Source organism: Rhodococcus sp. Z6_132, assembly GCF_058133635.1.
In genome coordinates, this window is record NZ_JBYUNP010000001.1 from 884,337 (window position 1) to 904,530 (window position 20,194).

A 20,194-nucleotide genomic window follows, 5' to 3' on the forward strand; every position below is an offset into this window, starting at 1 on the left:
ATCACAGTAGACACTCCGCGGCGCGTATCGAAAGATCGCGCAAACAGCAAATTTGCCCCGGTCGGAGCACCCAGAGCCGGTGCGGTGTCCCAGCTCAGCTGGACGGGGCCGTGCCCCCTGCTGCCTGGCCCGTGCGGGGCGTCGCGATCTGGCGTCCGGGCAGCCGGCCGTAGCCGACGCAGACCAGCCCCAGCGCGGCCAGCACCAGCACTCCGAGCACGGCCGGCCGGTCGGCGTAGAGCGACGCGGCGTACCGAAAGCTGAGCAGCAGCAGGGCCACCACCGCGCTGCCACCGGCCACCAGCCACACCCGTCCCGCCGACCAGCCGTGCACGCGGGAGCGCAGGGCGGCCTCGATGGTGAGGGCGAAGACCGCGCCCACCACCAGGTCCACGCCGTAGTGGTAGCCGAAGCCCAGGGTGGCGGCCAGGGTGCCGACCAGCCAGAACGTGCCCACCGCGCGCATCGCCCGCCCCATCGGCCGGGTGTGCACGAAGATCACCACCGCCCACGCGGTGTGCAGGCTGGGCATGCAGTTGCGGGGGGTGAAGTCGTTGAACAGCAGGGGCTCGGGTGCCGCGACCACGGGTACCACGTCAGGCCACTGCGTGGAGTAGGCGAACTCCCCACCGTCGGCACCGAAGGCGAACATCGGCCCCACCACCGGGAACAACAGGTAGAGCGCCGGTCCCAGCAGCCCCACCGCCACGAAGGTCAGCATGATGTTGTGCCGCTGCCAGCCCCGCCACAGCTGCACCCCGGCGGCGAACACCGCCATCAGCGGCAGCATCGAGTACACGGTGAGGAAGAAGTAGTGGCCCACCACGCCCAGGTGGTCGAAGAGCCGGCCCACCAGCCACGCCGGGGAGAGCAGCGCGTGGTCGGCGACCGCCAGGTACTCGTCCAGCACCTCCGGGCGCAGCGCCGCCGTCAGCTCCAGCCAGACGTTGCCCAGCGCGGTGGCCGCCACCAGGGCCGCGCCACAGCCCAGCCCCCGCAGGGCGGCGAGCCGCTCGGCGCCGTGCAGTCGAGTCGTGGCGTGCACCGCGAGGCCGGTGAGGGCGACCAGCGCGCCGGCGCCCACCGAGCGAACCTCGCCGTTGACCACCAGCCGAGCCAGCGACAGCACCGCATCCACCGCGAGCGCAGCGCCGAGCGTGGGCCACCACAGCCGCCGGGGCGCGAGCACCAGCGCGATGAGCAGGCCGCAGTAGATGCCCGGCGCGGAGGGCTGCTCGGTGACGTACACGCTGAGCAGCGCCAGGGTCGGGCCGGTGAGCTGCTGGCTCGCGCAGAGTGCCTCCACCAGACCGAGCAGCACCAGACCGGCGAGCACTCCCAGCAGCACCCGCAGGTGCGATCGCAGCCACGCCCGGGTGGTGGTGGTGGGGTCCGCGAGAAGCACAGCAAGACGGTAGTGGACGAAGACCGCTCCCGGCTTCGTGCCAGCCTGTAGGGGGAGCGCGCGGACCCGGACAGGTCATCGCGGTCCGCCGTGCGCGGTGCACACCCCCGCTGCCGCGCAGACACCGAGGAGAGGACCCAGGCGTCATGTCGGACATCCGAGCGACGATCGAGCACATCTACGAGGGAGTGCTGCGCCGAAATCCCGGTGAGAGCGAGTTCCACCAGGCGGTTCGCGAGGTGGTCGACTCCCTGGCACCGGTGCTCGAGCGCCACCCGGAGTACACGACCTTCAACATGATCGAGCGCATCTGCGAGCCCGAGCGCCAGATCATCTTCCGGGTGCCGTGGCAGGACGACGCCGGCAACCCGCAGATCAACCGCGGCTTCCGGGTGGAGTTCAACTCTGCGCTGGGCCCCTACAAGGGCGGCCTGCGCTTCCACCCCTCGCTGTACCTGGGCATCGTGAAGTTCCTGGGCTTCGAGCAGGTGTTCAAGAACGCGCTGACGGGCATGCCGATCGGCGGCGGCAAGGGCGGGTCGGACTTCGACCCCAAGGGCCGCTCCGACAGCGAGATCATGCGGTTCTGTCAGTCCTTCATGACCGAGCTCTACCGCCACATCGGTGAGTACACCGATGTCCCCGCCGGCGACATCGGCGTGGGCGCGCGCGAGATCGGCTTCATGTTCGGCCAGTACAAGCGCATCACCAACCGGCACGAGTCGGGCGTGCTCACCGGCAAGGGCCTGGGCTGGGGCGGGGCGCGCGTGCGCACCGAGGCCACCGGCTACGGCCTGGCCTTCTTCGTCTCCGAGATGCTCACCGCGCGCGGCAGCTCGCTGGAGGGCCAGACCGTGGTGGTGTCCGGCTCGGGCAACGTGGCGACCTACGCCATCGAGAAGGTCAACCAGATGGGCGGCAAGGTCATCGCCTGCTCCGACTCCGGTGGCTACGTGGTGCACGAGGACGGCATCGACCTCGACCTGCTCAAGCAGATCAAGGAGGTCGAGCGCGGCCGCATCAGCGACTACGCCGACCGCACGCCCGGCGCCAGCTTCGTCAAGGACGGGTCGGTGTGGGACGTCCCGTGCACGGTGGCGCTGCCCTCGGCGACCGAGAACGAGCTGGACGAGGACGCCGCGGTCCGCCTGGTGCGCAACGGGTGCGTGGCCGTGGCCGAGGGCGCCAACATGCCGACCACCCCGGACGCCCTCGCGGTGCTGCAGGACGCGGGTGTGGCCTTCGGCCCCGCCAAGGCGGCCAACGCCGGCGGGGTGGCCACCTCGGCGCTGGAGATGCAGCAGAACGCCTCGCGGGACAGCTGGAGCTTCGCCTACACCGAGCAGCGGCTGGCCGAGATCATGCAGCGCATCCACGCCGACTGCTTCGAGACGGCCGAGGAGTACGGCGAGCCCGGCAACCTGGTGCTCGGCGCCAACGCCGCCGGGTTCCTGCGGGTCGCCAAGGCGATGCACGCCCAGGGGCTGGTCTAGTCGGCGATCGGCGCCAGCAGCCGAACGATCTCCTCGTGCACCTGCGGGGTGTCGTCCTCCGTGGCCACCAGGCTGAGCAGGAGGGCGGCCCCGCCGGCGAGCACCAGGGCGGCACGGGCGCTCCGCAGGGCCTGTCCCTCGTCGTCGGCACCGGCGAACATCGCGGTGGCCGGGACGGAGAAGCCCTGCCACAGCTCGGTGCGCAGGTCCTCGCGGTCGCGCAGCGCCGCCAGCAGCCCGGGCACGGCAGCACGCACCTCCGGGCGGGAGAACAGCTCGCTGGCGCCGTCGACGACCCACTGCACCCAGCCGCGCCGGTCGGTGCCCGCGAACGGGGTGAGGTCCGGCGCCTCGCCGAGCAGCGCGTCCAGCACCAGGTGCGCCTTGGACGGCCACCGCCGGGTCAGCGCCGAGCGGCCCACCCCGGCGCGGGCGGCGATGGAGCGCATGCTCATCTCCTCCCAGCCCACCTCCAGCAGGAGCTCCCGGGTGGCGGCGAGCGCGGCGGTGTCGATGCGCGGGTCGCGCGGACGTCCTGCGGCTGGTGAACTCATGAAAGCTCCCGACAGCTGGTGAAGAACCATTCCCCTTTTTCGGGGCCAGTGGTACCGTAACAAGGATGTGGCTGGCCCGCGGGGGCGCACTCCGAGCAGAGGACACGGATGAAGATCGCGGTCACCGGCGGAACCGGGTACCTGGGTGCCCACACCACCAAGGCGCTGCTCGACGCCGGCCACCAGGTGCGCCTGCTGATCCATCCCGACGACTCGCCGCAGGATTCCCTGGGTGCACTCGGCGTGGACGTCACCGCGCTGGAGACCGTGGTCGGGGACGTCCGCGACGGTGACGTCATCACCGAGCTGCTCATCGGTTGCGACGCGGTGCTGCACGCCGCGGGCATCGTCGGGGTGGACGACAGCCGCGAGAAGCTGATGTGGCAGGTCAACACCCAGGCGACGGCCACCCTGCTCACCCGCGCGGTCGGCCTGGGGCTCGACCCGATCGTGCACGTGGCCAGCTACAGCGCGCTGTTCCCCTGCAAGGACCCGGTGATCGGCCCGGACAGCGAGACCGCTGACGGGCGCAGCGCGTACGGGCGCACCAAGTCCGCCGCCGACCGCATCGCCCGTGGGCTGCAGGCCGGCGGCGCTCCCGTGGTCATCACCTATCCCTCCTCGGTGGTGGGCCCGGCCGCGGGCACCCAGCGGGGCATCACCGCGATGGGCTGGGCCGCCATGCTGCAGCTGGGCGTGGCACCCGTCTTCGACGGCGGCATGGCCATGATCGACGTGCGCGACGTGGCCGCCGTCCACACGGCGCTGATGGAGCCAGGCCGCGGGCCGCGCCGCTACGTCTGCGGCGGCGAGATGGTGCCCTTCGGGACCATGGTGGACCTGCTGGAGGAGTTCTCCGGACGCAAGATCCGGCGCATCCCGATGAGCCAGGGCGCCATCCGGACGCTGGGCCGGATCAGCGACCTCGTCGGACGATTCCTGCCGATGTCGGCAGGCATCAGCTACGAGGCGGCCTGGCTGCTCACCGCGGCCACCCCCATGGACGACTCCCGCACCCGCTCCGAGCTCGGCCTGACCTGGCGCCCGATCCGGCAGGCCCTGATGGACACCATGCGCCAGACCGCACCGGCAGGCGCCCTCGCCAACCCCACCGAGAGGGACCAGCAATGACCACGCCCGAGCCCGGCACGCCCAGCACCACCCGCGCCTCGCTGGGCACGCCCGGCGTGGGAGCGCCCACCGGTGCCGTGCCCTTCGAGCAGGCCAGGCTGGGACCGCTGACCCTGCGCAACCGCATCATCAAGGCCGCGACCTTCGAGGGCGTCATGCCGCGCGGCACGATCACCCAGGACCTCATCGACTTCCACGCCCGGGTCGCCCGTGGTGGGGCAGCGCTCACCACCGTGGCCTACTGCGCGGTCTCCGCGGACGGGCGGGTGCACCGCAACACCCTGGTGATGGACGGCAAGCAGGACGCCGAGCTGCGCCGGCTCACGGACGCGGTGCACGCCGAGGGCGCGCTGGTCGCTGCCCAGCTGGGCCACGCCGGCTACGTCGCTGACCAGCGGTCCAACCGGATGCCCAGCATGGGGCCGTCCACCCGCCTCAGCGCGCCGGGCATGGGCCTGGTCAAGGCGGCCACCCCGGCCCAGCTCGAGCGGGTGCTGGGCGACTTCCGCCGAGCCGCGCAGGTCGCGGTGGACACCGGATTCGACGCCATCGAGATCCACCTCGGGCACAACTACCTGCTCAGCTCCTTCCTCAGTCCCAACCTCAACCGCCGCAAGGACCACCTGGGCGGCAGCATCGAGAACCGCTCGCGCTTCCCGCGAGAGGTGGTTGCCGCCGTGCGCGAGGTGGTGGGCTCCGGCGTCGCCGTCACCGCCAAGCTGAACATGGCCGACGGCGTCCCCCAGGGGCTGTGGCTGGAGGAGAGCCTGCAGTTCGCCCGGCTGCTGCAGGACGACGGGCACCTCGACGCGATGCAGCTCACCGGTGGCAGCTCGCTGCTCAACGGCATGTACTTCTTCCGCGGCGAGGTGCCGCTGCGCGAGCTCGCCGCCACCCAGGCGACGGTGGTCGGGTGGGGCCTGCGCGCGTTCGGCAAGAAGATGCTGTTCCCGGAGTACCCCTTCGAGGAGGCGTTCTTCCTGCCCTTCGCCCGCCAGTTCCGGGCGGCGCTGGACATGCCGCTGATCCTGCTCGGCGGCATCAACGAGCTGGACACCATCCAGCTCGGCCTGGACGAGGGCTTCCAGTTCGTGGCGATGGCCCGGGCCCTGCTGCGCGAGCCGGACCTGATCAACCAGTACCAGTCCAAGGGCCGCACCACCGGCCTGTGCGTGCACTGCAACAAGTGCATGCCCACCATCTACACCGGCACCCGGTGCGTGCTGGCCGACGTCCCCGAGCCGGCGCTGCACTAGCAACCCGGCACCCGCGGCCCTGCCGCGGCTTGCTCGGGGCTAGCCCTGCGGCGCGGCGACCTCCGTCGGTGCGCTCTCGTCCGGGTCGGTCGGCGTGGGCGGCTGCTGCGCCGTGGCCTGCCGGTAGGTCCAGCTCAGGAAGCGCTCGGCGCCGCGCACCACGTGGGCGCTGCGGATGGACGGGAAGATGTCGAAGGCGTGCTGTGCCCCGCTGATCTCGGCGTAGGCCACCGGGTGGGGGGAGATCTCCCGCAGCCGCTGGACGAACTCCCGCGCCTCGGCCACCGGCACCAGCGAGTCCAGCCGCCCGTGGATGACCAGGAAGGGCGGTGCGTCCTCGGTGATCCGCTCCAGGGGTGAGGCTTGCAGGTAGGACTGCGGGTCCACCTCGTAGCGCGCGGGCATCACCACCCGGCCCAGCACCTCCTCGCGCCGCTGCACCGCGGCGGCCGTGTTGGTCTGGCCGGCGAAGTCGTACACGCCGTAGTGCGGCACGCAGGCCTGCACCGACGTGTCGGCGTCCTCGAAGCCGGGCTGCCAGCTCTTGTCGTCGGAGGTCAGCGCCAAGAGCGCGGCCAGGTGCCCGCCGGCCGACCCGCCGGTGACGGCGAGGAAGGAGGGATCTCCGCCGTAGTCGGCGATGTTCTCCCGCACCCAGGCGATGGCCCGCTTGAGGGCCACCACGTGCTCGGGCCACTTCGCCCTGGGGCTGAGCGGGTAGTTGGGTGCCACGCAGATCCAGCCTCGCTCGGCCATGTGCTGCATCAGCGGCACGCCCTGCTGCGCCTTGTGGCCGATCACCCAGCCGCCGCCGTGCACCTGCAGCAGCACCGGCCGGCCCTGCTGGGGCTCCCGGCCGTGGTAGACGTCCAGCCGGTAGCGCTTCCCGCCCTCGGCGTAGGCGATGTTGGACTCGCGGACCACCTCGTCGTTGGCCATCCGGAAGGGCATCGCCAGCTGGCCCCAGGGGGTGGCCAGGTCGTCGGCGTCCGGCTCCCGCTCCAGGCCGGAGGCGTAGTCGTCGCCGAGCGCCTCCCGCAGCGCGTCCTCGATCTCGCCCTTGGCCAGCTGGGAGTCACGGATCAGCTTGACGTAGCCCGCGGCGGACACCGCCTGCAGCGCCAGCGCCAGCCGGTCGTCCCACCCGCGGGTGCCGTGCCTGCGGACGTGCAGCGCTGCACCGGCCGCGTTGAGCGCCAGCAGGTGCGGCGCCAGCTCGGTGGTGAGCCACCCGGAGAAGAAGGCAGGAATCACCGACCAGGACTTGCCGTACGGCCGTACGGCATTTCCGATCGCCGCCAGCTGGAGCGCCTGCCTACCCACATGTCCGAGACCCATTGCGCAATCCTATCTTTTGCCTAGAACTGGTTCTATCTTGCGGCTACCATCCCGGGAATGGAACGCCTCAGCGGCCTTGACGCCAGCTTTCTCTACCTAGAGACCCCGACCCAGCTCTTGCACGTGTGCGGGCTGCTGGAGCTTGACCCGGAGACCGTTCCCGACGGATATTCGTTTGACAAGCTAAAGCATGAGATCTTTCTGCGCACCCGCGCAATTCCGGCGTTTCGACGAAAGCTTTACGATTCGCCGCTGAATGTCGACCACCCGGTGTGGATCGACGACGCCGACTTCGACATCGACCGGCACCTGCACCGCACCGCGATCCCGGCCCCGGGCGGGCGTGAGCAGCTGGCCGAGGCCTGCGCGCACATCGCCGGGATACCGATGGACCGCCAGCGCCCCCTCTGGGAGTTCTGGGTGATCGAGGGGCTGGCCGACGGCAAGATCGCCGTGATGACCAAGATGCACCACGCCAGCGTGGACGGCGTGAGCGGGGCCAACCTGCTGGGCGCGCTCTGCGGCATCGAGCCGGACGCCCCGCGCCCGGAGCCCGACCCCAGCTATCGTCCGGCCCGCAAGCCCAGTGCCCTGCGCCTGGCGATCGACGGGATCACCCACCTGGCGCTGCGCCCCCTGGACATCGTGAAGCTGCTGCCGGAGACGGTGGCACTGGCCGGCGACTGGATAGTCCGCCACCAGCGCGGAGACTCCATGCCGCCGCCGTTCTCCGCGCCCCGCACCTCGTTCAACGGCACCATCACCGGCCACCGCAGCGTGGCCTTCACCGCTGCCAACCTCGACGACGTCAAGGAGATCAAGCGCGCCTTCGGCACCACGGTGAACGACGTGGTGCTGGCCGTGTGCGCCGGCGCCCTGCGCAGCTACCTGGAGTCTCGGGGCGAGCTGCCCGAGAGCCCGCTGCTGGCGATGGTGCCGGTCTCGGTGCGCGAGGACGAGAACGCCGCCAGCGGGAGCAGTCGCAACAAGGTCTCCGGCCTGTTCTCGTCGTTGCCCACCGACATCGCCGACCCGGTCAAGCGGCTGGAGACGATCGCCACGGACAACGCGGTCACCAAGGAGCACCACCAGACGATCAGTGCCGCCATGCTGCAGGACTGGGCGGAGTTTGCGGCACCCACCACGTTCGGGCTGGCCGTGCGGGCGTACTCCAGCCTGCGCCTGGCCGAGCGGCACCCCGTGGTCTACAACCTGGTGATCTCCAACGTGCCCGGGCCACCCATCCCGATGTACTTCCTGGGCGCTGAGGTGCTGGGGCTGTACCCGCTGGGCCCGGTGTTCCACGGTGCGGGGCTCAATGTCACGGTGCTGTCCAACAACGGAAAGCTGGACGTGGGCATCATCGCGTGCCTCGAGCAGGTGCCCAACCCGTGGGCGATCGCCGACGAGGTCCCGCGCCAGATCGAGCTGCTGGTGGCCGCGGCGCGCAAGCGCACCGGCAAGGAGGCCCCCACCGCTCCCAAGGCAGCCCCCACTGCCCCCAAGGCAGCCCCGGCCAAGAAGGCGGTCCCGGCCAAGAAGGCAGTCTCCACCAAGAAGGCGATGCGCAAGGCGCCGGCGAAGAAGGCCACCAGCGCTGCCACCAAGACCGCCTCCAAAGCTGGCGCCACCAAGGCGGCTGCAAGCAAGGCGACAGCGACCAAGACGACAGCACCCAGGACGGCAGCGACCAAGACGACAGCGACCAAGACGACAGCGACCAAGACCCCTGCCACGAAGACCAGTGCCAGCAAGGCCGCAGCTGCGACGACCGCCGCCAAGTCCACCGCTACGAAGAAGGCGGCGGCACCACGCAAGACCGCACCGCGCAAGACCGCACCGCGCAAGACGGCGGCCAAGGCCACCGGTCCCAGCACGGCTACCGGCTCGACCAGCTCCGCAGCGTCAGGCGGGAGCCAACCGACCGGCGACGGAGGCACAGGCAGCCAGTAGCGCTGGCTTGAACTTCTCCGCGTTCAACACGCAGGAGGCGTGCCCCGCCGGGATCTCGTAGCTGGTGGAGCCGTAGATCTGGTTGGCGATCCAGCGCTGGCGCCCCGGCGGGATGATGCGGTCACGCCCGGTGATCACCACCGACGTGGGGACGTCGACGTCACCGATCCACTCCGAGGAGTTGAACCGGCTGATCGCCGACACCGACTGCCCCAGCGCCAGCGGGCTGGTGGAACGGAACTCGCCCAGCACCCACCGGTAGGTCTCCTCCGCAGGCAGGTACGGGTGCGGGGCCAGCGTGGCCAGGTGCTCGGCGCGACGACGCGTGGTGGACACCGCCATCTCGGTCAACCGCATGGCAAGGCGGTCCCGGCTGTTGCGCTTGAAGGAGCTGCTGGTGGCACACAGCACCAGGCCCGCCACCCGCGAGGGGTGCTGGCGCCAGGTCAGCTGGGCCACCAGCGAACCCATCGAGTACCCCACCGGGACGAACTGGTCGATGCCGAGCGCGTCGGCCACCGCCACCACGTCGCTCGCCGCGTCGTCCAGCGAGGACCCCGCGGCCCGGATGCCCTGGCCGTGCCAGCGCTGGTCGAGCAGCACCACCCGGTAGCGCTTGCTCAGCTCCTCCAGCACCGGGTACCAGGTGAGCATCGCGGTGCAGGCGAGCGCGTGCAGCATCACCAGGGTGGGCCCCTCACGGCGGCCGATGTCGGTGACGTAGGTCTGGCCGCGGCCGGGGAGGTCGACCACCTGCCCGACGTGCCGACCCACCAGCTCGGGCAGCGGAACGAGGCGGCGCACACCACTCAACGGCAGGTCACTGAGCACGTCTTTGGGCTCCTTCATCCGTCGGAGTGCTGAACGCATCTCCACCATCGGAGGGTAGGGCACGACGCGCCATTTCCGTCGGACCCGATGCGGTATTGCGCCCATGCCGTTATCCAGCACAAATCCACCCAGGCGCAAAGCCGCCCACCGAAGTCGGCGAGCGAACTGCGGACCCACCCCATAGAGTCTGGCAGGCACCACGATCCGTGTCACAACCACGGGAGGAGAGGTATGTCGGACGAGAAATCCGCTGGGGGACTTCGGGGATTGATCGATCGTCGGGCAAACGAGTACTCCCTGGACAGTGCCGGCGAACGTTTTCAGCAGTTTCTCGTCTGGGCTTCACAGCCGGTGCTTGATTGGTACTTTCGGATGGAAATCAAAGGGTGGGAACGACTTCCGAAATCGCCCGCCCTGCTGATCGGAGTGCACGCCAGCGGTTTGCTGCCGGTGGAGGCGTACTTGACTGGCTTTCAGTGGTATCGCCGATTTGGTGCCGACCGTCCGCTGCACGGGACCGCGCACGACGTGCTCATGTCCCTGCCCGGCTGGGGCCAGTTCCTCCGCAAGATCGGCACCGTCCCCGCCAGCAAGTCAGCGATCACCGAGGCGCTCGAGGCCGGTCACGACGTCATCCTGTGGCCCGGCGGTGACGTGGACGCGCTGCGACCGTGGACCCAGCGCGACCAGGCCATCCTGGACGACCGGATGGGCTTCGTGAAGCTCGCGACCCGGCTGGGGGTGCCCATCGTGCCGGTCGCCAGCGTCGGCGGGTCGGACACCTTGTTCATGCTCACCGAGGGCCGCACCCTGGCCCGGCTGCTGCGCCTGGACAAGCTGGCCCGGGCCAAGTCGTTCCCCATCGCCCTGGGCTTCCCGTTCGGGCTGGCCCCGGGCGTGATCCCGCAGGTGCCGCTGCCGGCCAAGATCCGCACCGAGTTCCTGCCCGTGGTGGACGTCGGGGACGACCCGGAGATGGCCGAGGACCCGGACTTCGTGCAGGCCAAGTACCAGGAGGTGGTCGACGCGCTGCAGGAGTCGATGACCCTGCAGGCCGGGCACCGCTCGTTCCCGCTGCTGGGATGATCCCTCGATGACCGCACCCACCACGCCGGCCACCGCACGCACCCTGCCGGGCCGGCTGCTGCAGGCCTACCGGGCCACCGGCGCCGACCTGCCCTTCGGCGACCCCCGCGACGCGCACGGCGTGGCCATGGAGGGCTACTTCTGGCGGTTCACCCAGCCCGACACCGGCCGGGTGGTGCTCGCCCTCAACGGCGTCAACCGGGCCGAGGACGGGCACTGGGCCACGCTCGGGCTGGCCAGCCACCCCAACGGCTTCCTGCGCACCACCGTCCACGGCGAGGGCGCGGCCGCCCCGGTGGGCATCGGCGCCCACGCCGGGTCAGCCTTCCGCGGGGAGGGCGACCGGCTGACCGTGGACCTGGGTCCGGACGCGCGCCTGGACGTGCGGATCACCAACCCGGTGCCCTGGCCGCGGCGGCGCTGGGGCGGCTCCAGCGTGTTCCAGTCGGTGCCGGCGCTGAACCAGTACTGGCACCCGTGGCTGCTGGGCGGTCGCGCGCAGGGCAGCGCCGTGCTGGGCGGCGAGCGGTGGGACCTCGACGGCGCGCAGGTGTACGCGGAGAAGAACTGGGGCCGTGGGGGATTCCCCGACTCCTGGTGGTGGGGGCAGGCGCAGGCCTTCACCGAGCCGCAGGTGTGCGTGGCCTTCGCCGGCGGGCAGGTCACCGCGGGTCCGCTGCACACCGAGGTGACCGCGCTGGTGGTGCTGCTGCCCGACGGCACGCTGGTGCGCCTGGGCGACCCGGTGGTCTCCCCGGTGCGGGCGGAGGTGAGCGACGAGCGGTGGCTGCTGCACGGGCGCAGCCTCGGCTGGAGCGTCGACGTGGACGCCAGCTCCCCGCTGCACGCCGCGCACGTGCTGCCGGTGCCGCTGCCGGCCGAGCGACGCAACGTGCCCGGGGCCATCGAGCACCTGGGCGGGCGGATGCGCGTGCGGGTGAAGCGCCGGGGACGCCTGGTGTGGGAGGGGGAGTCGGCGCTGGCGGCGCTGGAGCACGGCTCGATCGACCGCGCCGCCCAGGAGGTCGCCCGTCGCGGCGGGGCGCCCGGGGCCACCGGCGCACCGCCAGGACCATCCCGGGGCTAGAAGAGCGAGAGGTCTTCCGGCGGTGCCGGCGTGGCGGCGGCCACGGGGAGCTTGCCGGCCGCGGCCAGCAGGGCGGCCTGGCCGGCGAGCACGTCGGCCTTCTCGTTGAAGTGGTTGCCCTGGTGGCCCTTCACCCACTGGAAGCGCACCGTGCCGGCGCGGCTGGCAATGGCCGCCTCGATGGCCTTGACCAGCTCCAGGTTCTTCACCGGCCCACCGGAGGCGGTCTTCCAGCCCTTGCGCTTCCAGCCCTGCACCCACACCGAGGCGCACTTGATGGCGTACTGGGAGTCGGACTCGATGTAGAGCTCGTCGCTGCCCGGGTGCGCACGGATGGCCTCCAGCACCGCCTGCAGCTCAGCGATCTGGTTGGTGCCCACCGCCGCGCCGCCCGAGGCGGACGTGCCCTCGTGGTTCACCCAGGCCCAGCCGATGGCTCCCCCGGGGTTGCGCAGGCAGGAGCCGTCCGTGCTGACCATGATCACCGCGCCAGTATGGCGGCCCGGGGTGGGTGACCGGCGCCACCCTGTCGCGCCGGTGCGTCGCGGTCCACACTGAGTCGACGCGGGCTGGTGCGAAGCGGCGGGAGGCGTCACGTGGCGAGTGCAGGAGCGCGACCGGAGCACGTCGTCGTGGTGGGCGCCGGCATGGTGGGGCTGAGCGCGGCATGGTTCCTGCAGGAGCGCGGCGTGCGGGTCACGGTGCTGGACGCGACCGGGGTGGCCGCGGACGCCTCGTGGGGCAACGCGGGCTGGCTGACGCCGGCGCTCACCCTGCCGCTGCCCGAGCCGGCGGTGCTGCGCTACGGGCTGCGGGCGATGCTGCGGCCGTCCTCGCCGGTGTACGTGCCGCTGACCGCCGACCCGCGGCTGCTGCGGTTCCTGGTGGGCTTCGCCCGACACTGCACCGAGTCCCGGTGGCGCCGCGCGCTGGCGGTGTACCAGCAGCTCACCCCGCTGGCCCTGGAGGCCTACGACGCCCTGGCTGAGGGCCCGCACCCGGTGCCCGAGCCCACCCACGTCGCCGATCCCTTCGTGGCCGCCTTCGCCGACGTCGCGGAGCGGGAGGTGCTGGTGGGTGAGCTGCAGGCGGTGCAGGAGCTGGGCGGCAAGGTGGCCTACGACCTGCTGGACCGGGAGCAGACGCACGCGCTGGGGCTGCCGCTGGGCGAGGGCGTGGTGGCCGGGCTGCGGCTGCACGGGCAGCGGTTCCTGCACCCTCCGCGCTTCCTCGCGGCGCTGGCCGACTCGGTGCGCGCCCGCGGCGGGGAGGTGTCGGCGGGCTGGCCGGTGCGGCAGGTGCGGGAGACGGCGAGCGGGGTGCAGGTGCTCGGCCCGGCGGGTGAGCAGGTGAGTACCGACGCGGTGGTGCTGGCCACCGGTGCCCGGCTGAACACCCTGGCCCGGCCGTTCGGGGTGCGGGCGCTGGTGCAGGCCGGGCGCGGGTACAGCTTCACCGTGCGCACCGAGGCGCCGGTGGACGACCCGGTGTACTTCCCCACCCAGCGGGTGGCCTGCACGCCGCTGGGCGGGGATCAGCTGCGGGTGGCCGGGATGATGGAGCTGCGCCGCCCGGACGCCCCGCTGGACCCGCGCCGGGTGCAGGCGATCGTGGCGGCGACCCGGCCGATGCTGCGCGGGGTGGACTGGGCCGCCCGCACCCAGGAGTGGGTGGGCTCGCGGCCGTGCACCACCGACGGGCTGCCGCTGCTGGGCCGCACCCGCTCACCCCGGGTGCACGTGGCCGGTGGGCACGGCATGTGGGGCGTGGCGCTGGGTCCAGCCAGCGGGCGGCTGCTGGCGGACGCGATCACCGGGCATCCGGTGCCGGACGTGCTCAGTCAGCTGGACCCGCTGCGCTAGCCGCACCCAAAGAGGGCGCGTGGCCGGCCCGCGCGATCGACCTGGCGGCGACGGTCACCAGGGCAGCGGCCCATCCTCGTTGAAGTACCCGCCGGTGGGCCCGCCGTCGGGCAACGTCGCCAGCTGCAGCGCCACCTGAGCGCCCTGCTCCGGGGTGCGGGTGCCGCGGAAGCCGTTGAGGTCGGTGGCGACGAAGCCGGGGCAGGCGGCGTTGATCAGGATGTTCGTGTCCTGCAGCTCCTTGGCGTACTGCACGGTGATGCCGTTGAGAAACGTCTTCGACGGCGAGTACGCGGCCGAAATGGGACCGGTGTCCGAGCCGGGAGCGCTCTGCAGGGTCAGCGACCCCACGCTGCTGGACATGTTCACGATGCGCGGCGCGGCCGAGCGGCGCAGCAGCGGCAGCACCGCGTTGGTCACCCGGATGACGCCGATGACGTTGGTCTCCACGGCCGCGCGCACCGTGGCGGGGTCGACCAAGGTGGGCCGCTGCTCCGCGCTGCCGGTGATCCCGGCGTTGTTCACCAGCACGTCCAGGCCGCCGCGCTCGGCGAGCAGCTCGGCTGCTGCCGCCACGCTGGCGTCGTCGGTGACGTCCAGCGGAACCCCGAACGCGTCGATCCCGTCCGCCCGCAGCGTGGCCACCGCGGCATCGCGGCGCTGGTCGTCCCGGGCGCCCACCCCCACGCTCCACCCCAGGCGGCCGAGGCCGGCCGCGATCTCGTACCCGATGCCCTTGTTCGCGCCGGTCACCAGCGCTGTTCTCTGTTCGCTCATGCCGGCAACTGTGCCCGGCCCAGGGTGGCAGCGTCCAAGACCGATCGGGTGAGCCGTGATACCGCACGGGTATCGATACAGGGAGGGTCTGGGTATCGTTGCGGGGTGGAAACCCGAGAGCTGAGGTACTTCGTGGCCGTCGCCGAGGAGCTGCACTTCGGCCGGGCCGCAGAGCGGCTCGGGATGGCGCAGCCCCCGTTGTCGCGCGCCATCAGCCAGCTCGAGCGCCGCCTGGGCGCGACGCTGCTGGAGCGCAGCCGCCGCGCGGTCACCCTCACCGAGGCCGGGTCGGTGCTGCTGGAGGAGGGGCGAGCGGCGCTGGCCGCGGTGGCGGCTGCCGAGCGTCGCACCCGCCGCACCGCCCTGGCCGCAGCCGGTGAGCCCGCCGTCGTGCTCGCCACCAAGGCGGGCGCGTCCAGCGAGCTGCTGGCCAAGCTGCTCCACGCCTACGCCGCCGAGCCCGGCTCGGCCACGGTCGACGTGGTCCTCTGTGGAATCGGTGAGCAGGCGCAGCTGCTGGCCGACGGCCGCGCCGACGTCGCCCTGCTGCACCAGCCCTTCGACGCCACCGCCGGGTTCGACACCGAGGAGCTGTGCACCGAGGGGCAGGTGGCGGTGCTGCCGGCCGGGCACCCGTTCTCCGGCCGCCAGCACGTCACCACCGCCGAGGTGTCCGCGCTGCCCGGACTGCCGCTGCCCCGCTGGCCCCGCGTCGACGGCACGTACCCCGACGGTCCTGGCCCGCAGGCCCACGACCACACCCAGGTGCTGCAGATGATCGCCCTGGGTCGGGCGTCAGCGATCCTGCCGGAATCGGTCCGCGCCCAGCTGCGCGAGGGCCACACCACCGTCCCGGTGGTCGACGCACCCGCGGTCACCACCGTCATCGCGTGGCCGACGCACAGCCGCTCCCGGGTAGTCGCCGACCTCGTCCGGACGGCGACCCGCCTCTAGCTTGGGCACCGTGCACAGGAACAGGGCAAACCCCTGTGCCACTTGACCGTCCTCGGGCTGCTCGCTGGCCGCTTGACTACTGCCATCAGCACGCGAGCCACCCGAGAACGGAAGGCATGACATGACCGAGCTTCTCAACCAGGAAGACTTCCGGGCCGCCCTCAAGGACGCGATCAAGGGCCGCGAGGCGAAGAACGCCTCCTTCAGCAAGGCCTGGGCCGACGGCGAGCTGCAGCGCCACCACTTCGCCCGCTGGGCGGAGAACCACTACCAGTACGTCGGCCCCTTCGCCGACTACCTGGGCTACATCTACTGCAACACCCCGGACACCTGCGTGGACGCCAAGGACTTCCTGCTGCAGAACATGTACGAGGAGGAGCTGGCCGACATCCGGCACACCGACCTGCTCATCCGCTTCGGCGAGGTCTGCGGCACCACCAAGGAGCGCATCGAGGACCCGAACAACGCCAACGCCGTCACCCGCGGCCTGCAGGCCTGGTGCTACGCCGTGGCCATGCGCGAGCACTTCGTCGTCGCCACCGCGGCCCTGGTCGTCGGCCTGGAGTCGCAGGTGCCCGACATCTACAAGAAGCAGATCGTCCCGCTGCGCGGCGTGTACGGCTTCACCGAGGACGAGATCGAGTTCTTCGAGCTGCACATCACCTCCGACGTGGTGCACGGCGAGCGCGGCTTCCAGATCGTGCTGGAGCACGCCAACACGGTGGAGCTGCAGCAGCGCTGCCTGCAGTTCGTCCGGTGGGGCGCGGAGATGCGCTACTCCTACACCAAGTCGCTGTTCGACAGCTACGTGGCGCCCGACCTCGTCACCGCCTGAGCCACTCCGCTCAACCGGGATCGACCGGGGCGCTGGGCAGCTGCCTGGCGCCCCGGCCCCTTCACCGCCCCCCAACACCGGAGGTCAGCGTGACCAGCTGGGTGCACGTGGCCGAGCTCCGCGAGCTCAGTCGACGCAAGAAGAAGCTGGTGGTCGTGGAGGGCCGGGCGATCGCCCTGTTCCTCCTCGACGACGAGGTGCACGCCATCGACGACGTCTGCGGCCACAAGCAGCGCTCGCTGGTCAAGGGCACCGTGCTGGACGGGCAGGTGATCTGCCCCGGCCACCAGTGGAAGTTCGACCCCCGCACCGGCCAGGCCGAGGACCAGGCCCTGTGCCAGCCCGTCTTCGCCGTCCAGGTGACCGACGACGGCCGCATCCTCCTAGACCCGGTGCCCCGGGTGAGCACTCCCCGGGGCACCGTCGCCGTCCCCGAAGCCCCCCACGAAGCGAGCGAGGTGTCCCCATGACTGCACGCCCCACCCTGGTCGTCGTCGGTGCCGGGCACGTGGCCGCTGCCGCCGCCCGCGGGCTGCGTCGCCGTGGCTTCGACGGGCGCGTCATCGTGCTCGGTGACGAGCCGACCGGCCCCTACCAGCGGCCGATGCTGTCCAAGGAGCGCCTGACGTCGGCCACCGAGGACGGCCTCTGGCTGCTCGACGCCCCGTGGTGCGCCGCCAACGACGTCGAGGTGCGCACCGACAGCCGGGTGGAGCGGATCGCCGCCGACACCGGCGAGGTGCTGCTGTTCGACGGTTCCGCGGTGCGCGCCGACCTGGTGCTGGTGGCCACCGGCGGCCAGGCCCGGCAGCTGCCCGGCGTCGGCGGTGCTCGGGTGCACCACGTGCGCACCCTCGCCGACACCGACCGGCTGCGCGAGCGACTGCAGCCCGGCCGGCGCATCGGTGTCCTGGGCGGGGGCTTCCTGGGCACCGAGGTGGCCGCGGCCGCCCGCAGCCGGGACGCCGACGTGGTGGTGGTCGACCGCGACCCGGTGCTGCTCTCCCGCGTGCTCGGCGCCGACATCGGTGCCGCCGTGATGGGCCTGCACCGCGACAACGGCGTGGAGCTGGCGCTGGGCCAGCCGGTGCAGGACGTCCGCGTCGGCCCCGACGGCGTGCACCTGAGCGTGGGCGCCACCACCGAGGTGGTCGACGACCTGGTGGTATGCATCGGCATCGAGCCGGACATGGCGGTGGCGCTGCGCTCGGGCCTGCGGGTGAGCAACGGCATCGACGTCGACGCCCAGGGCCGCACCTCCCTGCCCACCGTGTTCGCCGCCGGCGACGTGGCCGCCCACGACCACCCGCGCTACGGCCGGGTGCGGGTGGAGCACGTCGACGTCGCCCAGCAGCAGGCCGCCGCCATCGCCGCCACCATCGCCGGCCGACCCACCACCTTCGACGGCCCGCACTGGTTCTGGACCGACCAGTACGACGTCAACCTGCAGGGTCTGGGCCTCAGCGACATCCGGCCCAGCGACGTCGTGGTCACCCGCGGCGACGTGGCGGGCCTGGACGGATCGCTGTTCTGGCTCCGCCACGGCGTGGTGGTGGCCGCCGCCGCCATCGACCGCGGCGAGGACGTGATGGCCGCCCGCGAGCTGATCGACCTGGCCGCGCCGGTGGACCCCGAGCAGCTCCGCGACGACACGACCGACCTGGACGAGCTGGTGGAGACGCTGGCCGACGCGATGTACGACGAAGAAGTGGTGGTCTGATGACAAGCTCCGTCCGCAACCTGATCGACGGCGAGTGGCTGGAGTCGGTGACCGGCCGGTCCTTCGAGCGCCGCGACCCCGCCGACACCCGGGTGCTGGTGAGCACCGCCCCGGAGTCCAGCGCCAAGGACGCCGACGCGGCCGTGGGCGCCGTCGCCGCCGGCTGGCGCACCTGGGCCGACACCGCCCCCGAGGCCCGCGCGGTGGTGCTCGAGCGCGCCGCCGGCCTGCTCGAGGCACAGGCCGACAGCCTGGCGCAGGACCTGGTCCGCGAGGAGGGCAAGACCGCGGCCGAGGCGGCCTTCGAGGTCAGCCGCACCCCGATGAACCTGCGCTTTTACGCCGGCGAGGCGGTCCGCACCTCCGGGCGCACCCTGGCCTCGGCGGAAGGCAGCTGGGTGTTCACCACCCGCGCGCCGCTGGGCGTGGTCGCGGCGATCACTCCGTGGAACTTCCCGCTGAACATCCCCTCCCGCAAGCTCGGTCCCGCCCTGGCCGCGGGCAACGGCGTGGTGTTCAAGCCCAGCGAGGTCACCCCGCTGCTCGGGCAGCGGCTGGTGGACGCGCTGCTGGAGGCCGGCGTGCCCCGCGGTGCGCTGGCCGTGCTGCACGGCGGCGCGGAGGTCAGCCAGGCCCTGGTGGCCGACGACCGGGTGGGCGCGGTGACCTTCACCGGCTCCACCCCGGTCGGCGAGGCCATCCACCGCGCGGTGCCCGCCAGCCGGCGCACCCAGCTGGAGATGGGCGGCAAGAACCCCGTGGTCGTGCTCGAGGACGCCGACCTGGACCGGGCCACTGCCCTGATCGTCAAGGGCGCCTTCGGCCTGGCCGGTCAGGCCTGCACCGGCACCAGCCGCGTGCTGGTGCACGAGTCGGTGCACGACGAGCTGCTCGAGCGGGTCGCCGCCGCGGCCCGGGCGCTCACCGTGGGCCCGGGCACCGCCGCCGGGGTGAACCTGGGGCCGCTGGCCACCGCCCGGCAGAAGGCCACGGTGCTCGGCCACGTCGAGCGGGCCCTGGCCGACGGGGCTCGCCGCGTGGCCGGCGGCCCGGAGGACGGCGACATGGAAGCCGGCGCGCTGGCCCACGGACACTTCGTGCGGCCCAGCGTCTTCGCCGACGTCGACCCACTCTCCGCCCTGGCCACCGAGGAGGTGTTCGGCCCCGTGCTGGCGTTCCTGCGGGTCGGCTCCTTCGACGAGGCGCTGGCCATCGCCGACAACACCCGGTTCGGGCTGTCGGCCGCGATCGTCACCGCCGACCTCGGCCGGGCGATGCGCTTCGCCAGGGAGGCCCCCGCCGGCCTGGTCAAGATCAACCAGCCCACCACCGGGCAGGCCATGAACGCGCCGTTCGGCGGCATCAAGGACAGCAGCACCCAGACATCGAAAGAACAGGCAGGTGACGCCATGATGGCCTTCTACACGGTGGACAAGACCGTCTACCTGAGCGCATGACCGACCACCAGCCGCAGGTCGCGGCCACCCCCACCGACAGCACCCCCACCAACGGCACCCCGGTGGACAACGCGTCACCCCCGCCCTGCGAGTTCGTCGCGGTCTGCCGCGCCGGGCAGGTCCGGGACGGCTACGTCCGCCGGTTCTACGCCACCACCGAGCACGGCGAGCTGGAGCTGGCGATCTCCCGGCTGCACGGCAAGGCCTACGCCACGTCCAACTACTGCACCCACCTGGACTGCCTGCTCAGCTCGGGCAAGCTGCAGGACGACGGCATCCGCTGCTCCTGCCACAACAGCGTGTTCGAGCTGGAGGGCGGCACCCCCATCCAGCCGCCGGCCACCGAGCCGATCGCCACCTACCCGGTGCGCGAGGAGGACGGAAAGGTGCTGGTCGGGCTCACCGAGCGCGACGTGCTCGAGGGCGGGCCCCGGCGACGCCGGCTGCCGAAGTGA

Annotated in this window: 19 protein-coding genes; 13 read left to right on the forward strand and 6 right to left on the reverse strand. The window is 72.0% G+C overall.

Going from position 1 to position 20,194, the window contains the following annotated elements:
- Nucleotides 1-94: 94 nt before the first annotated feature.
- Nucleotides 95-1,405, reverse strand: coding sequence for a phosphatase PAP2 family protein (locus AC3YO9_RS04160; protein WP_489982232.1), 1,311 nt, complete (start codon nucleotides 1,403-1,405; stop codon nucleotides 95-97).
- Nucleotides 1,406-1,551: 146 nt separating this feature from the next.
- On the opposite strand from AC3YO9_RS04160, the gene gdhA reads away from it, so the two are divergent.
- Nucleotides 1,552-2,898: an NADP-specific glutamate dehydrogenase gene (gene gdhA, locus AC3YO9_RS04165; protein ID WP_127784453.1), complete on the forward strand. Its 1,347-nt coding sequence runs from the start codon at nucleotides 1,552-1,554 to the stop codon at nucleotides 2,896-2,898.
- Here the strand turns inward: gdhA and AC3YO9_RS04170 are convergent.
- A complete protein-coding gene (locus AC3YO9_RS04170) occupies nucleotides 2,895-3,452 on the reverse strand; it encodes a TetR/AcrR family transcriptional regulator (protein ID WP_127784454.1) in 558 nt (185 codons plus the stop codon). The genes gdhA and AC3YO9_RS04170 overlap by 4 nt on opposite strands.
- A gap of 108 nt (nucleotides 3,453-3,560) precedes the next feature.
- Between AC3YO9_RS04170 and AC3YO9_RS04175 the strand changes: the two genes are divergently transcribed.
- On the forward strand, nucleotides 3,561-4,583 hold the full coding sequence (locus AC3YO9_RS04175) for an NAD-dependent epimerase/dehydratase family protein (RefSeq protein ID WP_489982233.1): 1,023 nt from the start codon (nucleotides 3,561-3,563) through the stop codon (nucleotides 4,581-4,583).
- Complete coding sequence (locus AC3YO9_RS04180) at nucleotides 4,580-5,839, forward strand: NADH:flavin oxidoreductase (RefSeq protein ID WP_489982234.1); 1,260 nt, start codon at nucleotides 4,580-4,582, stop codon at nucleotides 5,837-5,839. The genes AC3YO9_RS04175 and AC3YO9_RS04180 overlap by 4 nt, the downstream gene beginning before the upstream one ends.
- 39 nt (nucleotides 5,840-5,878) lie before the next feature.
- On the opposite strand, the gene AC3YO9_RS04185 is transcribed toward AC3YO9_RS04180, so the two are convergent.
- On the reverse strand, nucleotides 5,879-7,093 hold the full coding sequence (locus AC3YO9_RS04185; RefSeq protein WP_489982235.1) for an alpha/beta hydrolase: 1,215 nt from the start codon (nucleotides 7,091-7,093) through the stop codon (nucleotides 5,879-5,881).
- A gap of 141 nt (nucleotides 7,094-7,234) precedes the next feature.
- Between AC3YO9_RS04185 and AC3YO9_RS04190 the strand changes: the two genes are divergently transcribed.
- The gene (locus tag AC3YO9_RS04190; protein WP_489982236.1) at nucleotides 7,235-9,130 is read left to right on the forward strand and encodes a WS/DGAT/MGAT family O-acyltransferase; all 1,896 of its coding nucleotides are present in this window, start codon (nucleotides 7,235-7,237) and stop codon (nucleotides 9,128-9,130) included.
- Here the strand turns inward: AC3YO9_RS04190 and AC3YO9_RS04195 are convergent.
- On the reverse strand, nucleotides 9,083-9,979 hold the full coding sequence (locus tag AC3YO9_RS04195) for an alpha/beta fold hydrolase (RefSeq protein ID WP_489982237.1): 897 nt from the start codon (nucleotides 9,977-9,979) through the stop codon (nucleotides 9,083-9,085). The two genes, AC3YO9_RS04190 and AC3YO9_RS04195, sit on opposite strands and share 48 nt — an antisense overlap.
- Nucleotides 9,980-10,333: 354 nt before the next feature.
- Here AC3YO9_RS04195 and AC3YO9_RS04200 point away from each other — a divergent pair, with 354 nt between their 5' ends.
- Nucleotides 10,334-11,047: a lysophospholipid acyltransferase family protein gene (locus tag AC3YO9_RS04200; protein ID WP_489982238.1), complete on the forward strand. Its 714-nt coding sequence runs from the start codon at nucleotides 10,334-10,336 to the stop codon at nucleotides 11,045-11,047.
- 7 nt (nucleotides 11,048-11,054) lie between these two features.
- Nucleotides 11,055-12,134 (forward strand): tocopherol cyclase family protein, encoded by a 1,080-nt coding sequence (locus AC3YO9_RS04205; RefSeq protein WP_489982239.1) that lies wholly within the window; start codon nucleotides 11,055-11,057, stop codon nucleotides 12,132-12,134.
- Here the strand turns inward: AC3YO9_RS04205 and AC3YO9_RS04210 are convergent.
- Nucleotides 12,131-12,619, reverse strand: a complete 489-nt coding sequence (locus AC3YO9_RS04210; RefSeq protein WP_489982240.1) for a ribonuclease H family protein — start codon at nucleotides 12,617-12,619, stop codon at nucleotides 12,131-12,133. The two genes, AC3YO9_RS04205 and AC3YO9_RS04210, sit on opposite strands and share 4 nt — an antisense overlap.
- Nucleotides 12,620-12,730: 111 nt before the next feature.
- On the opposite strand from AC3YO9_RS04210, the gene AC3YO9_RS04215 reads away from it, so the two are divergent.
- Nucleotides 12,731-13,996 carry an NAD(P)/FAD-dependent oxidoreductase gene (locus AC3YO9_RS04215; RefSeq protein ID WP_489982241.1) on the forward strand — a complete coding sequence of 422 codons (1,266 nt, stop codon included), beginning with the start codon at nucleotides 12,731-12,733 and terminating at the stop codon, nucleotides 13,994-13,996.
- A gap of 54 nt (nucleotides 13,997-14,050) precedes the next feature.
- On the opposite strand, the gene AC3YO9_RS04220 is transcribed toward AC3YO9_RS04215, so the two are convergent.
- Nucleotides 14,051-14,773, reverse strand: a complete 723-nt coding sequence (locus AC3YO9_RS04220; RefSeq protein WP_489982242.1) for an SDR family oxidoreductase — start codon at nucleotides 14,771-14,773, stop codon at nucleotides 14,051-14,053.
- A 105-nt stretch (nucleotides 14,774-14,878) separates the two neighbouring features.
- Between AC3YO9_RS04220 and AC3YO9_RS04225 the strand changes: the two genes are divergently transcribed.
- The 6 genes from AC3YO9_RS04225 to AC3YO9_RS04250 all read left to right on the forward strand — a co-directional run bounded on the left by AC3YO9_RS04225 (nucleotide 14,879) and on the right by AC3YO9_RS04250 (nucleotide 20,194).
- Nucleotides 14,879-15,727 carry a LysR family transcriptional regulator gene (locus tag AC3YO9_RS04225; protein WP_489982243.1) on the forward strand — a complete coding sequence of 283 codons (849 nt, stop codon included), beginning with the start codon at nucleotides 14,879-14,881 and terminating at the stop codon, nucleotides 15,725-15,727.
- Nucleotides 15,728-15,848: 121 nt separating this feature from the next.
- Nucleotides 15,849-16,562 (forward strand): iron-containing redox enzyme family protein, encoded by a 714-nt coding sequence (locus AC3YO9_RS04230; RefSeq protein ID WP_127784464.1) that lies wholly within the window; start codon nucleotides 15,849-15,851, stop codon nucleotides 16,560-16,562.
- A gap of 89 nt (nucleotides 16,563-16,651) precedes the next feature.
- Nucleotides 16,652-17,032 carry a Rieske (2Fe-2S) protein gene (locus AC3YO9_RS04235; protein WP_127784465.1) on the forward strand — a complete coding sequence of 127 codons (381 nt, stop codon included), beginning with the start codon at nucleotides 16,652-16,654 and terminating at the stop codon, nucleotides 17,030-17,032.
- Nucleotides 17,029-18,282 carry an NAD(P)/FAD-dependent oxidoreductase gene (locus tag AC3YO9_RS04240; RefSeq protein ID WP_489982244.1) on the forward strand — a complete coding sequence of 418 codons (1,254 nt, stop codon included), beginning with the start codon at nucleotides 17,029-17,031 and terminating at the stop codon, nucleotides 18,280-18,282. Before AC3YO9_RS04235 ends, AC3YO9_RS04240 begins: the two co-directional genes overlap by 4 nt.
- Nucleotides 18,282-19,739: an aldehyde dehydrogenase family protein gene (locus AC3YO9_RS04245; protein ID WP_489982245.1), complete on the forward strand. Its 1,458-nt coding sequence runs from the start codon at nucleotides 18,282-18,284 to the stop codon at nucleotides 19,737-19,739. Before AC3YO9_RS04240 ends, AC3YO9_RS04245 begins: the two co-directional genes overlap by 1 nt.
- Nucleotides 19,736-20,194: a Rieske (2Fe-2S) protein gene (locus tag AC3YO9_RS04250; protein WP_127784468.1), complete on the forward strand. Its 459-nt coding sequence runs from the start codon at nucleotides 19,736-19,738 to the stop codon at nucleotides 20,192-20,194. Before AC3YO9_RS04245 ends, AC3YO9_RS04250 begins: the two co-directional genes overlap by 4 nt.